Source organism: Citrobacter sp. CK185 (assembly GCF_030333565.1).
Taxonomy (GTDB): domain Bacteria; phylum Pseudomonadota; class Gammaproteobacteria; order Enterobacterales; family Enterobacteriaceae; genus Citrobacter_B; species Citrobacter_B koseri.
Genome location: NZ_JAOWFR010000022.1, coordinates 282547 through 295765, shown reverse-complemented (window position 1 = coordinate 295765; position 13219 = coordinate 282547). Strand labels below are relative to the sequence as shown.

General features: G+C 56.3%; 15 protein-coding genes. 7 read left to right on the top strand and 8 right to left on the bottom strand.

The window, feature by feature from the left end:
* Positions 1–87: 87 nt before the first annotated feature.
* Entirely contained in the window at positions 88–1332 is a 1245-nt protein-coding gene (gene mtr / locus OGV79_RS07160; protein WP_114848367.1) for a tryptophan permease, read from the top strand.
* Between the two features lie 90 nt (positions 1333–1422).
* Here mtr and OGV79_RS07155 read toward each other — a convergent pair whose 3' ends face one another.
* From OGV79_RS07155 to ubiU, 3 genes are all read right to left on the bottom strand, one after another.
* On the bottom strand, positions 1423–2430 hold the full coding sequence (locus tag OGV79_RS07155) for a luciferase-like monooxygenase (RefSeq protein WP_047461014.1): 1008 nt from the start codon (positions 2428–2430) through the stop codon (positions 1423–1425).
* Positions 2431–2670: 240 nt separating this feature from the next.
* Positions 2671–3549, bottom strand: a complete 879-nt coding sequence (locus OGV79_RS07150) for a U32 family peptidase (protein WP_286468198.1) — start codon at positions 3547–3549, stop codon at positions 2671–2673.
* Between the two features lie 8 nt (positions 3550–3557).
* Complete coding sequence (gene ubiU, locus OGV79_RS07145) at positions 3558–4553, bottom strand: ubiquinone anaerobic biosynthesis protein UbiU (RefSeq protein WP_012135289.1); 996 nt, start codon at positions 4551–4553, stop codon at positions 3558–3560.
* Positions 4554–4773: 220 nt separating this feature from the next.
* Here ubiU and ubiT point away from each other — a divergent pair, with 220 nt between their 5' ends.
* Together ubiT and OGV79_RS07135 are read left to right on the top strand one after the other, a co-directional pair.
* Positions 4774–5298: a ubiquinone anaerobic biosynthesis accessory factor UbiT gene (gene ubiT / locus OGV79_RS07140; RefSeq protein ID WP_071257756.1), complete on the top strand. Its 525-nt coding sequence runs from the start codon at positions 4774–4776 to the stop codon at positions 5296–5298.
* Positions 5292–5795, top strand: a complete 504-nt coding sequence (locus OGV79_RS07135) for a GNAT family N-acetyltransferase (RefSeq protein WP_286468197.1) — start codon at positions 5292–5294, stop codon at positions 5793–5795. Before ubiT ends, OGV79_RS07135 begins: the two co-directional genes overlap by 7 nt.
* Here the strand turns inward: OGV79_RS07135 and OGV79_RS07130 are convergent.
* Positions 5782–6084, bottom strand: a complete 303-nt coding sequence (locus OGV79_RS07130) for a GIY-YIG nuclease family protein (RefSeq protein WP_024130980.1) — start codon at positions 6082–6084, stop codon at positions 5782–5784. The two genes, OGV79_RS07135 and OGV79_RS07130, sit on opposite strands and share 14 nt — an antisense overlap.
* Before the next feature lie 52 nt (positions 6085–6136).
* Between OGV79_RS07130 and OGV79_RS07125 the strand changes: the two genes are divergently transcribed.
* From OGV79_RS07125 to OGV79_RS07115, 3 genes are all read left to right on the top strand, one after another.
* On the top strand, positions 6137–6577 hold the full coding sequence (locus tag OGV79_RS07125) for a YhbP family protein (protein ID WP_012135284.1): 441 nt from the start codon (positions 6137–6139) through the stop codon (positions 6575–6577).
* Between the two features lie 32 nt (positions 6578–6609).
* Positions 6610–7245, top strand: a complete 636-nt coding sequence (locus OGV79_RS07120; protein WP_058668149.1) for an NAD(P)H-binding protein — start codon at positions 6610–6612, stop codon at positions 7243–7245.
* Between the two features lie 190 nt (positions 7246–7435).
* Positions 7436–8473, top strand: a complete 1038-nt coding sequence (locus tag OGV79_RS07115) for a permease (RefSeq protein WP_110493757.1) — start codon at positions 7436–7438, stop codon at positions 8471–8473.
* A gap of 179 nt (positions 8474–8652) precedes the next feature.
* Here OGV79_RS07115 and dolP read toward each other — a convergent pair whose 3' ends face one another.
* Genes dolP through OGV79_RS07095 form a run of 4 tightly spaced genes read right to left on the bottom strand, consistent with a single transcriptional unit; the run spans position 8653 to position 12247 of the window.
* Positions 8653–9228, bottom strand: a complete 576-nt coding sequence (gene dolP, locus OGV79_RS07110; protein WP_012135280.1) for a division/outer membrane stress-associated lipid-binding lipoprotein — start codon at positions 9226–9228, stop codon at positions 8653–8655.
* Positions 9229–9237: 9 nt separating this feature from the next.
* Complete coding sequence (gene diaA, locus OGV79_RS07105; protein WP_012135279.1) at positions 9238–9828, bottom strand: DnaA initiator-associating protein DiaA; 591 nt, start codon at positions 9826–9828, stop codon at positions 9238–9240.
* A gap of 20 nt (positions 9829–9848) precedes the next feature.
* On the bottom strand, positions 9849–10244 hold the full coding sequence (locus OGV79_RS07100; protein WP_047461029.1) for a YraN family protein: 396 nt from the start codon (positions 10242–10244) through the stop codon (positions 9849–9851).
* A complete protein-coding gene (locus tag OGV79_RS07095) occupies positions 10202–12247 on the bottom strand; it encodes a penicillin-binding protein activator (protein WP_286468196.1) in 2046 nt (681 codons plus the stop codon). Before OGV79_RS07095 ends, OGV79_RS07100 begins: the two co-directional genes overlap by 43 nt.
* A 62-nt stretch (positions 12248–12309) precedes the next feature.
* Between OGV79_RS07095 and rsmI the strand changes: the two genes are divergently transcribed.
* A complete protein-coding gene (gene rsmI / locus OGV79_RS07090) occupies positions 12310–13173 on the top strand; it encodes a 16S rRNA (cytidine(1402)-2'-O)-methyltransferase (protein WP_047461036.1) in 864 nt (287 codons plus the stop codon).
* Positions 13174–13219 lie beyond the last annotated feature (46 nt).

The window sequence follows — 13219 nt, the reverse complement described above, 5'->3', positions numbered from 1 at the left end:
TTTTTTTATTTCCTTTGTACTCGCGTACTGGTACAGTGCGACACAATAAAATGTAGTCGCAATATTATTCACTGGAGAGAGGGCTGAATGGCAACACTAACCACCACCCAAACGTCACCTTCGCTGCTTGGCGGCGTGGTGATCATCGGCGGCACCATTATTGGCGCGGGAATGTTCTCCCTGCCGGTGGTCATGTCCGGTGCGTGGTTCTTCTGGTCGATGGCGGGGTTGGTGTTTACCTGGTTCTGTATGCTGCATTCCGGGCTGATGATCCTCGAAGCCAACCTCAACTACCGGATTGGTTCCAGCTTTGACACCATCACCAAAGACCTGCTGGGTAAAGGCTGGAACGTGGTGAATGGGATCTCTATTGCCTTTGTGCTCTATATCCTGACCTACGCCTATATCTCGGCGAGCGGCTCGATTCTGCATCATACCTTTGCTGAAATGTCGCTGAACGTTCCGGCGCGGGCGGCAGGTTTTGCGTTTGCGTTGCTGGTGGCTTTTGTTGTCTGGTTAAGTACCAAAGCGGTTAGCCGGATGACGGCGATTGTGCTGGGCGCGAAAGTCATCACCTTCTTTCTGACGTTCGGCAGTCTGCTGGGGCACGTCACGCCGGCGACGCTGTTTAACGTGGCCGAAAGCAACGCGTCTTACACGCCGTACCTGCTGATGACATTGCCGTTTTGCCTGGCGTCGTTTGGTTATCACGGCAACGTGCCAAGCCTGATGAAGTATTACGGTAAAGATCCGCGTACCATCGTGAAATGCCTGGTGTACGGTACGCTGATGGCGCTGGTGCTGTATACCATCTGGCTGTTGGGTACGATGGGTAATATTCCGCGCCCGGCGTTTATCGGTATTGCGCAGCAGGGCGGTAATATTGATGTGCTGGTACAGGCGCTGAGCGGCGTACTGAACAGCCGCAGTCTGGATCTGCTGCTGGTGGTGTTCTCTAACTTTGCGGTGGCGAGTTCGTTCCTCGGCGTGACGCTCGGTCTGTTTGACTATCTGGCGGATCTGTTTGGTTTTGATGATTCGGCGCTGGGGCGCTTCAAAACTGCGCTGCTGACTTTCCTGCCGCCGGTGATTGGCGGTCTGCTGTGGCCGAACGGGTTCCTGTATGCTATCGGCTATGCGGGGCTGGCGGCAACCATCTGGGCAGCCATTGTTCCGGCTCTGCTGGCGCGAGCTTCACGCCAACGCTTCGGCAGCCCGAAATTCCGTGTCTGGGGCGGCAAGCCGATGATTGCGCTGATCCTGGTATTCGGTATCGGCAACGCGCTGGTGCATATTCTGTCGAGCGTGAACTTGCTACCAGTGTACCAGTAAGTTTGTTGTGCCGGATGGCGGCTACGCCTTATCCGGCCTGAACAATCTCGTAGGCCCGGTAAGCGAAGCGCCACCGGGCAAAACAACGTACTACCCCACCAACTCTTCTTTCACCTGCATCGCCAGGTCAAACGAATGCAGCCGCGCCTGATGATCGAAAATCTGCCCGTTGACCATAATCTCATCCGCCTGCGTTTCGCGCAGAATAGATTCCAGCCCGTGACGTACTTTGGCTTTATCGCCCACCAGCGACATGCTCAGCGCCTGCTGCACGCCATATTGCTCGGACGGCGACCAGAACTGATCCATATTTTGAATTGGCGCGGGTAGCTGCCCGGTCTCGCCGCGACGCAGTTTCACAAACGCCTGCTGCATAGAGGTAAACAGAAATTCCGCATCGCGATTGCTGTCAGCGGCGATGATATTGATGCACACCATCGCATACGGTTTTTCCAGCCGCGCGGACGGCTTGAACTGGGTGCGATAGAGATGCAGCGCCTGGAACAGCATATCGGGCGCGAAGTGGGAGGCGAAGGCGAACGGCAGACCACGCTGCGCCGCCAGCTGTGCGCCGTACAGGCTGGAACCCAGCAGCCACACCGGGATCTTCTCGCCATAGCCCGGAACCGGGCGTACATGTGGATTGGGATCGCGCGCGTCGAACCAGTCCACCAGTTCAGCGACGTCGCGCGGGAAATTATCAATATCGCCGCTCATATGGCGACGTAGCGCCATCATGGTGCGCTGATCGCTTCCCGGCGCGCGCCCCAGGCCCAGATCAATCCGTCCAGGATAGAGCGTATTCAGCGTACCGAACTGCTCGGCGATAACCAGCGGCGAGTGGTTGGGGAGCATCACCCCGCCAGAACCCAGATGCAATGTGGTGGTATTGGCGGCCAGATAGCCAATCAGCACCGATGTCGCCGCGCTGGCGATACCGGTCATGTTGTGATGTTCCGCCAGCCAGTAGCGGTGATAGCCGCGCCGCTCTGCCAGACGGGCGAGATCCAGTGAGTGTGAGAAGGCCTCTTTCGCAGAGGAGCCTTCGGGGATCGGTGCCAGATCCAGCAGCGAGAATGGAATGGTTTTGTCAGTCATAACGGCTCACTTTGTCGTCGGTGAATCATTTAATACTGCATTAAAATTTGATTACCGTTGTTAACAAAGTGAGCGGTATAAGGCGGGGCGCAAACATCAACTGCCTGATGGCGCTTCGCTTATCAGGCCTACAAACGCATTGTAGGCCGGATAAGGCATTTATGCCGCCATCCGGCAAAAGTTTATCAGTCCAACCGTAGGCCGGATAAGGCATTTATGCCGCCATCCGGCAAGGTTCAGTTACACCTGTAGTTCCAGACCGGCCAGGCGTTTCCAGTAACCGTTGCAGTCGCTGTGCGCGGCCAGCGGCAACGGCGCGCTGCCGTTTTCATTGGCGCGGAAGGCGTCGAGCATGGCGAATGTCTCCGTACTCAGCGGGGAAAGGCGCACAATGTCGACCACCCCCTGCATGGAGGTCAGTTCGTTGCCGAGGTTATAAACGTAGCCGCTCATGGTCTGAATACCGTTAAGCACGAACACCTGCTGATTCTCCTGCGACAACACGTTGCGCCCGTTCGGGTACTTGATGCAGCAGGTTTCACACTCGTCTTTCGGGCGGTCTTCCGAACGTGCGGTAAAACAGCGGGCGGAGTACGCCAGCGGCAGATGACCGTAGCTCAGCACTTCCACTTCAAACTGATTGCGGATGCTGAGCTCATCGCACTGGTTCAGCAGATTCACCAGCCAGTCGCGGGAAAGCTCGACCGGCATGCACCAGCGCACCATGCCCTGTTTAAGCAGCAGACGCAGCGTTACCGCGTTATAGCAGTTAAGCGCATGACCGGCGACAAACGGCAACTTGCGCTCGGCGCACATATTCACGACGCCGAGATCGCTGGCCTCCAGCAGGAAGTCGCCGTTTTCCACATAGCGTTTTAGTTCGCCTAATTCAGAGGAGGCCTGTACCAGCGCCAGCGTGGAGAGCACGACCTGCTTGCCGCTTCCGGCAAGGGATTTCGCCATATCAAGCCAGTCGCCCACTTTGGTGGCGCGGCGTTTGCTGCATACCGCTTCGCCAAGGTAAATCACGTCGGCGCTGCTGGTGGCGGCCTGCTGATAAAATGCTTCCAGCGTCTCTTTCGGCCAATAGTAAAGCACCGGCCCTAAGGAATATTTCATTGCTTCTCTCACTGCCATTTACGGTGATACGCGCCAAGCGTGGTCTGAGTGCCTTCGGACATGGAGCCAAGCGTCTCCATCCAGGCGCTTTGCGGGACGAAGTTTTGCGGGTCGGCCATGCAGCGGTCGATCGCCTGACGCCACACTTTTGCCACCTGGCTGACATACGCCGGGCTGCGCTGACGCCCTTCAATTTTCACCGAGGCGATATTCGCCGCCAGCAGGTCAGGCAGCAGTTCCAGCGTGTTGAGGCTGGTAGGTTCTTCCAGCGCGTGGTAGCGCTCGCCATCAACCAGATAGCGACCTTTACACAGCGTTGGATAACCGGCGTTTTCACCGTCCTGATAGCGGTCGATGAGCACCTCGTTCAGGCGCGATTCCAGCCCCTGAGGGGTCTGTTGCCAGCGCACGAAGCGGGCCGGAGAGCAGGCGCCGACGGTATTGGGGGATTCACCCGTCAGATAAGAGGAGAGGTAGCAACGGCCTTCCGCCATAATGCACAGGCTGCCGAAGGCGAAGACCTCCAGCGGCACGGGCGTGACGCGGGCGAGCTGTTTCACCTGATGAATGGAAAGCACGCGCGGCAGGACGACGCGCGCAACGTCAAAGTTGCGATGGTAGAAGTTAATTGCTTCTTCATTCGTTGCCGATGCCTGAACAGAGACATGGCGCTCAATATGCGGATAGCGTTCTGCTGCATACTCAAGCATAGCAAGGTCGGCCAGGATCAGCGCATCTGCGCCCAGTTGCGCCGCCATATCCACGGCACGCTGCCAGCGAACATATCCATCCGGGTGTGCAAACGTGTTAATCGCGATGTGCAGTTTACGGCGATGTTGATGGACGTAATTCACCGCTTCCTGCAATTTTTTCTCAGTAAAATTAAGACCGGCGAAGTGACGGGCGTTAGTATCATCTTTTAGCCCGATATAAACGGCATCAGCACCGTTCTCAATGGCCGCCTTAAGCGCCGGGAGATTTCCGGCAGGGCAGAGCAGCTCCATAATTATTCCTGAATGTTGCGCCGTCCAGGCCGCAAAATTGTTAACGAAGAGAGATTTTAGTTAACCTTGCTGCGACAATTTTTGATTTAAGGCAGTTAAAGGCGTATTGGTTACACCTATAACTGGGTAACAATTTCGTATCGAATTGTTGATTTACGCCGCTATGTCGTTTATCTGATATGGCAAAATAACGGGATTATTGAAACAGGGAGTAAAGCTCGTGTTGGATAAACTGCGTTCACGCTTAGTACATTTTGGCCCGTCTCTGATGAGTGTTCCGGTTAAACTGACGCCCTTTGCGCTGAAGCGCCAGGTTCTGGAACAGGTTCTGAGCTGGCAATTTCGTCAGGCGCTGGCAGATGGGGAGCTTGAGTTCCTCGAAGGCCGTTGGTTAAGTATTACGGTGCGTGATATTGACCTCAGATGGTACACCTCTGTTGAGAACGGCAAACTGATTGTCAGTCAGAACGCTGAGGCCGACGTGAGCTTTAGCGCCGATGCCAGCGACTTGTTGATGATTGCGGCGCGTAAGCAGGACCCTGATACGCTCTTCTTCCAGCGTCGTCTGGTCATTGAAGGCGATACAGAGTTAGGGCTGTATGTGAAAAACCTGATGGACGCCATCGAACTGGAGCAGATGCCGAAAGCGTTACGCATTATGCTGCTGCAACTGGCGGATTTTGTTGAGGCGGGTATGAAAACCTCGCCAGAAACCAAACAGACCTCGGTAGGTGAACCATGCTGATTCGAGTTGAAATTCCCATTGACGCGCCCGGTATCGACGCTTTGCTGCGCCGCACGTTCGAAAGCGATGCGGAAGCGAAGCTGGTGCATGACCTGCGCGAAGATGGCTTCCTGACGCTGGGTCTGGTCGCCACTGACGACGAAGGTCAGGTGGTTGGCTATGTGGCGTTTAGTCCGGTCGATGTACAGGGTGAAGACCTGCAATGGGTGGGAATGGCGCCGTTGGCGGTAGATGAAAACTACCGTGGACAAGGGCTTGCGCGCCAACTGGTCTACGAAGGACTGGATTCACTCAACGAGTTTGGCTATGCGGCGGTCGTCACGCTAGGCGAGCCGGCATTGTACAGCCGTTTAGGTTTTGAACTGGCGGCGCATTACGATCTTCACTGCCGCTGGCCGGGCACCGAAAGCGCTTTCCAGGTACACCGCCTGGCAGAAGACGCGCTGGACGGCGTGACGGGCCTGGTGGAATACCACGACCATTTCAATCGCTTTTAAGCGTTGGGGTTTGCAGGCTGGCCAGTAGCGCCTCAAACCCTTCACCTTCTGTCACGAGGCGCTCCTTCTGGCGCTTTGTGAGTCTCTTGATGCGATACTCCATGCGCAGGGCAAGCGAGCGCTCGCCGACCTGCGCCGAAAACGCCAGGGTGAGTTCCCCTTTTCCGCGCAACGCTTTTGCGCCTTTACCACTTTGATGCTGCTTATAGCGGCGCGCTACATCGGTCGTAATCCCGGTGTAGAGGGCATTGTCTGCGGTGCGGATCAGATACAGATACCAGGGTGTCATCATGACCATTAGCGTGTTAATTTTCAGATGCCCAGTATAAGAGAGAATAACGATGGAAACACTCACCGCGATAAGCCGCTGGCTGGCAAAGCAGCATGTGGTCACCTGGTGCGTTCAGCATGAGGGCGAACTCTGGTGCGCAAACGCGTTTTATCTGTTTGATGCGCAAAAGGTTGCGTTTTATGTACTCACGGAAGAGAAAACGCGCCATGCGCAGATGTCCGGCCCGCGCGCGCCCGTTGCCGGAACGGTCAACGGTCAGCCGAAAACGGTGGCGCGGATTCGCGGAATACAGTTTAAAGGGGAGATCCGCAAGCTTGAGGGCGAGGAAAGCGATGCGGCGCGTCAGGCCTATCTCCGCCGCTTTCCTGTCGCCAGAATGTTGCCTGCGCCAGTATGGGAAATCCGCCTGGATGAAATTAAATTCACTGACAACACGTTGGGATTTGGCAAAAAAATGCACTGGCTACGCAGCCCGATCCGTAGCCTATAGTTAGATGAATGGTTGAGGTTATGGAGCGCGCGATGACTCAGGTGTTAATTACAGGGGCGACGGGGCTGGTGGGAGGACACCTCCTGCGGATGTTGCTTAATGAACCCAGGATTCATTCGATAGCCGCGCCCACACGCCGCCCTCTGGCGGATATGGTCGGCGTTTATAATCCTCACGATCCTCAACTGACCGATGCGCTGGCGCAGGTGACCGATCCGGTGGACATTGTTTTTTGCTGTCTGGGAACGACTCGCCGCGAGGCCGGAAGCAAAGAGGCGTTTATTCATGCGGATTATACGCTGGTGGTGGATACCGCGCTGACGGGGCGGCGGCTGGGCGCCCGACATATGCTGGTCGTGAGCGCGATGGGCGCAAATGCGCGATCGCCGTTTTTCTATAACCGGGTCAAAGGTGAAATGGAAGAGGCGTTAATCGCCCAGCAATGGCCGCGCCTGACGATTGCGCGTCCCTCCATGTTGCTTGGCGACAGAGCTAAACACCGGATGAATGAAACGCTGTTTGCGCCGCTGTTCCGGCTGCTGCCGGGAAACTGGAAATCCATCGACGCCAGAGATGTGGCGCGTGCGATGCTGGAGGAGGCTCTGGCGCCGGAGCAAGAAGGCGTTACCATCCTGACCTCATCCCGGTTGCGGGAAAGGGCGTTATAGCATCTGTTCACTGCCGGATGGTGGCTAACGCCTTATCCGACATGGGATTTCGTGGCGTTCTCCAGGCCCGATAAGCGCGAGCGCCACCGGGCATTTTGCCCCCATCCGATAAAAAACGACGTTTCCAAACATTTCCCAAAGGCGTAGTATTCACGGGCTTAATTGTCTCAATAACTTCCTGGGGAATGCTATGGCTGGTCAGTCTTCATCTCAGGCGGTGACGCCATTTCAATGGTGGAAACCCGCACTCTTCTTTCTCGTCGTTATCGTTGGCCTCTGGTATGTGAAATGGCAGCCTTATTACGGCAAAGCCTTCACGGCTGCGGAAACGCACAGTATCGGTAAATCTATTCTGGCGCAGGCGGATGCGAACCCGTGGCGAGCTGCCTGGGACTACGCGATGATCTATTTTATCGCGGTCTGGAAGGCGGCGGTGCTGGGGGTGATCCTCGGTTCGCTGATTCAGGTGTTGATCCCGCGCGACTGGCTGCTACGTACGCTGGGGCAGTCGCGTTTTCGCGGCACGCTGTTTGGCACCCTGTTCTCGTTGCCTGGCATGATGTGTACCTGTTGCGCCGCGCCGGTGGCGGCGGGAATGCGTCGCCAGCAGGTTTCTATGGGCGGCGCGCTGGCGTTCTGGATGGGTAATCCGCTGTTAAACCCGGCAACGCTGGTGTTTATGGGCTTTGTGCTCGGCTGGCATTTTGCGGCTATTCGTCTGGTTGCCGGGCTGGCGATGGTGCTGGTGGTGGCGACGCTGGTGCAGAAATGGGTGAAAGAGTCGCCGCAGGTAGACATTCCTCAGGAGATCACCGTATCTGAACCGCAGGGCGGATTCTTTGCTCGCTGGGGAAAGGCATTGTGGTCGCTGTTCTGGAGTACGATCCCGGTTTATATCCTAGCGGTACTGGTATTAGGCGCGGCGCGCGTCTGGCTGTTCCCGCATGCCGATGGCGCAGTTGATAATACGCTGATGTGGGTTATTGCGATGGCCGTCGCGGGATGCCTGTTTGTGATCCCTACCGCCGCAGAGATTCCGATTGTACAAACGATGATGCTGGCAGGAATGGGAACCGCGCCTGCTCTGGCGCTGCTGATGACCTTGCCGGCGGTGAGTCTGCCGTCGCTGATTATGCTGCGTAAAGCCTTCCCGGCAAAAGCGTTGTGGCTTACAGGCGTACTGGTGGCGATTTCTGGGGTGATAGTGGGAAGTATTGCGCTGGTGTGAAGTGGAAATGCCGGGGGCGCTTCGCTTGCCCGGCCTACAAACGGCACTTCCTGTAGGCCGGATAAGGCAAAGCCGCCATCCGGCTCAATGCCCGATGGCGCTGGCGCTTACCGGGCCTACAAATGGTACTTCCCGTAGGCCGGATAAGGCGTTAGCCGCCATCCGGCTAAAACGGCGGGTTATTTGATAAACGTAAAGGCGGTGGTGACTCGTTTCACACCGCTGACCCGGCTGGCGATGTCCGCAGCGGCTTTTGATTCACGCTCGGTGACCAGACCCAACAGGAAAACCTCGCCATTTTCGGTCGTCACTTTTACGTTGGACGATTTCACCTGATCGCTGGTCAACAGCTGCGAACGCACTTTGGTGGTGATCCAGGTATCGTTCGAAGCTGTACCAAGACCAATCGGCTGGCCCTGACGGATTTCGTTATACACTTCCGTCGCCCCATCGACACCCATCGCAATCTGTTTTGCCCGCGAGGAGAGTTCGCTATTCGGCGACTGACCCACCAGTAATACCTTGCCCTGATACGCCGTTACGTTGATGCGCGCTTCTTTCTTGATTTGTTCGTCTTTCGACAGCGCGCTGTTTACGCGCAGCTCCAGGGTTCCGTCATCCACCTGGGTGCCAACGCTACGTGGATCGGTTGCGGCTTTCGTACCCACAGCGGCGGTTCCAACCACCGCGGCAGCGACGCAACCTTGCAACAGCAACGCAGAAATAAGGACTGCGAGTGGCGAAAATGCCTTCATATGTACTCCTTAATCATCCTGGTGAGGGAAAAGCGTGTTGTCGATCAAATCGCACAAGCAGTTTACCGTCAGCATATGCATTTCCTGAATGCGCGCGCTGTGGTGCGAGGGAATACGGATTTCAACATCCTGCGGCCCTAATAACCCGGCCAGCTCGCCCCCGTCATAGCCTGTCAACGCCACAATGGTCATATCCCGAGTGACGGCGGCCTCAACGGCCTTAACGATATCGCGACTGTTGCCACGCGTAGAAATCGCCAATAAAACATCACCGGCATGGCCCAGCGCACGGACCTGTTTTGCATAGATTTCATCATGCAGGCGATCGTTGGCAATCGCTGTTAAGACCACATTATCGGTATTAAGTGCAATAGCGGGTAAACTGGGACGTTCTGTTTCAAAACGGTTGATCATGCTGGCAGCAAAATGCTGTGCGTTGGCGGCGGAAGTACCATTACCACAACAGAGAATTTTGTTGCCGTTGAGCAGGGAGTGAACCAGCGTCATGGCGGCACGGGAAATTGCATCCGGGAGAGCTTCTGCCGCAGCAATTTGCGTTTGAATGCTTTCTGTAAAGCAGACTTTAATTCTATCGAGCACGCTAATCCTTAAATCTTCAATTATGAGCGGTCGTTAAAGGCATCCTTAAACCACTCAACATCATTTCCGGTGAAGGCTAACACATCGAACCGGCAATCCACAGTATCAAAACTCCCATTGTGGCGAGCAAGCCACAAGCGGGCGGTCTGTAATAATTTGTGTTGTTTGCTCCAGGTCACACTGGCGGCCGCGCCGCCAAACTGTGCCGAGCGGCGATAACGAACCTCAACAAAGACCGTGGTTTTTCCGTCACGCATTATCAGATCGATTTCGCCGCCGCGCTCACGCACGTTGGCGGCAACAAAACGCAGTCCCTTGCTCTCCAGCCAGCGGCGTGCGGCGGCTTCCCACACGTCGCCGGTCTGTTTACTCGTTAACTGGCGGGGACGATTTGCCCTTGCTGGTATTTGAGCCATGATAACTTCCTGTTAATCACGCAATCCTGTGTGGCGGTTAACGCCCCGGTATTACCGTTAATTTCAAAACCCGGCACCTGGCGCATCTGCGAGAAGTGGTTCGCCAGCGACCACGCGTCTACGCCCATCGCGTACATACGGGCAAGGGAGTAGTCGTTGCGTACGGCGCCGAGCGCCTGCTGCATTAACGGCATGTTGCTACCGGCCAGCATTGGGATCTCGCTGTACTGCAAGCCTTCCATCTCCAGACGGAAGTCGGGGCCGGAAGTGCCCTGCGCGCTGCGCGAGCTGGCGTACAGCGTTGCGCCGCTTTGGCTGCCGTTACGCATGGCGATCATCGGTTTAATAAACCCGATCTCTTCCGGCGTCGCCAGAATGTAGACCGCGTCAACGCGACCGCCGCCGCCAGTGATCTGCGCGTCTGTCGGTGGTGCTGGAATCGTCAGGCCGCCAATGGTGACGCCCGGCTGTGAGGGCTGGCTGGCGGCGACAGGGCTGCCCGTCAGGGCAATGCCGGAGCCGCCGTTGACGCCCATTCTCAGCTCAGCGGTAGAACCGAATTTCTGCTGCAACACCGTGCCGCCGCCCAGCTTCTGCCACTCCTGAGCGAAAGCATTCGCCACGCGATCGCCCAGCCCGCTGCGTGGAATCAGCAACAGCGGATTTTGTTTGCCCTGGTCGTGAATATGATGCGCCGCGTCGCGGGCTTCATCTTCAGGTGAGAGGGCAAAGTAGCAAATATTGGCGTGGTTCTGCACCTTCTCAGGCTGATTAAGCGCCAGGACATTCAGCGGCGTATTGCTTTTGATCAGCTCTTCAACGTTATTTTTCAGCAGCGGCCCGACAACAATGCTGGCGCCGTCCTGCTGAACCTGCGTGAGGATCTGATCCAGCGGTTGAGAGGTGGTGTCGTAGATTTTCAGTTCAGCGGAAGGGTTGGCCGGTGCGCTCGCCGTAGCGGTCTGCGCCGGGGCGCTTACCGGTTGTTCGGCAGGCTGCGTTTGTTCGTCGCCGGTTAAATCGTTCACCGCCGCCTGGGAAGGGCTGGCGACGCCGTCAGCGGCTTGCTGCTGGGCAGGTTCTGCCGACGCTGTCGGTTCCGCGACAGGCGCAGTGGCAGGCTGCGCGTCCACCGGTTGCGTCCCCAGATTTTTCGCCGCTTCAAAACCTTGCTGAATGGTGCGGCCAAAAATGGCGGCCTGGCCGTTCAACGGCAGCAGCAGGGCGATTTTGCTGGTGGAAGCCGGTTTAAAGCTTTGCACATTGACCAGTTGCGTGGGCAGCAGTTTTGCCCCTGGATTTTGCGGATAGCGTTTTTGCCAGTCAGCAATCCCGGCTTTCATCATGTCCGGGTCGTTACGGTTATCGAACCAGACACGCTGTAAATCCAGCCAGCCTTGCAGGACGTTTTCATCTGCGTTAATGACCAGCGCCTGAGCCTGTTCCTGGGTCATAGAGGAGAGCGCTTGCCAGGTGGCGTCCATGTTCTTCTGCTTGTCTTTTGCAGACAGCAGCGGCTCCTGGGCGATTAACGCGCGCAGCAGTGAAAGAGAAGGGCGGCCCTGGCTGGCATCAATTTTCGCCTGCCAGTAACGCGCCTGTTGGTTCTGATCCAAATCAGCCGGAGTGAGTTTTTCCAGCAGCGCCTGCGCGCCGGCGATATCTTTCTGCGCCAGTTTGATCTCAACCGCCAGCAGCGACTGTTCGCGACGCTGCGCATCGTTCAGGTTTTGCGGCAACTGGTTGAATAATTCGATGGCATGCTGGCTTTTGCCTTCTTTCAGCAGTGCACGAATGGCGAGTAATTGCCAGTTGGTCTTGCTATCATCTGAACTTTGCTGCATTTGTTGCAGATAAAAGCCGGAATCAGCTTGTGCCGTGCCCTGCATATGGGCAGCACTTTGATCCGGCGCCTGGGTGCCACAGCCCGCGAAAATCAATGCTGCCAGAATGACAGGCAGCGCGCGCGCGGCTTTCAAACGAGAAAATGTTGAGGGTACCATACTGTATCCAGTGATATTTTTTACGCAATGCTCAATATTAAATCGGCAATACGGACGACACAATGAAACAAAACGAATCGGCGGATAATTCTCAGGGCCAACTCTATATTGTACCTACTCCTATCGGGAATTTGGCTGATATTACCCAACGAGCGCTCGAAGTTTTGCAAGCCGTTGATTTAATTGCCGCTGAAGACACTCGTCATACCGGACTATTGTTACAACATTTCGCGATTAACGCCCGTTTGTTCGCTTTACATGACCACAATGAGCAGCAAAAAGCCGAGACGCTGGTGGCGAAGCTAAAAGAGGGGCAGAACATTGCGCTGGTTTCTGATGCCGGAACGCCATTGATCAATGATCCGGGTTACCATCTGGTGCGCACCTGTCGTGAAGCCGGCATCCGTGTGGTTCCGTTGCCGGGACCGTGCGCCGCGATTGCCGCGCTGAGCGCCGCCGGGTTGCCGTCCGATCGTTTTTGCTATGAAGGTTTTCTGCCCGCGAAATCGAAAGGCCGCCGTGATGCGCTGAAAGCGATTGAAGCAGAACCACGGACGCTGATTTTTTATGAATCCACACACCGTTTGCTGGACAGCCTGGAAGATATGGTCGCCGTGTGGGGAGAATCTCGCTACGTGGTGCTGGCGCGTGAGCTGACCAAAACCTGGGAGACCATTTACGGCGCGCCGGTCGGCGAACTGCTGGCATGGGTGAAAGAGGACGAAAACCGCCGCAAGGGGGAAATGGTACTGATTGTCGAAGGGCACAAAGCCCAGGACGATGCGCTTCCTGCCGACGCGCTGCGAACGCTGGCGTTATTACAGGCGGAATTGCCGCTGAAAAAGGCCGCCGCCCTTGCCGCCGAAATCCACGGCGTGAAAAAGAACGCGCTGTATAAGTATGCGCTGGAGCAGCAGGGGGAGTAAGTGTGAAAGTCGGGCGGCCGCCATTTACTGCCCTGGCTGGCCGCAT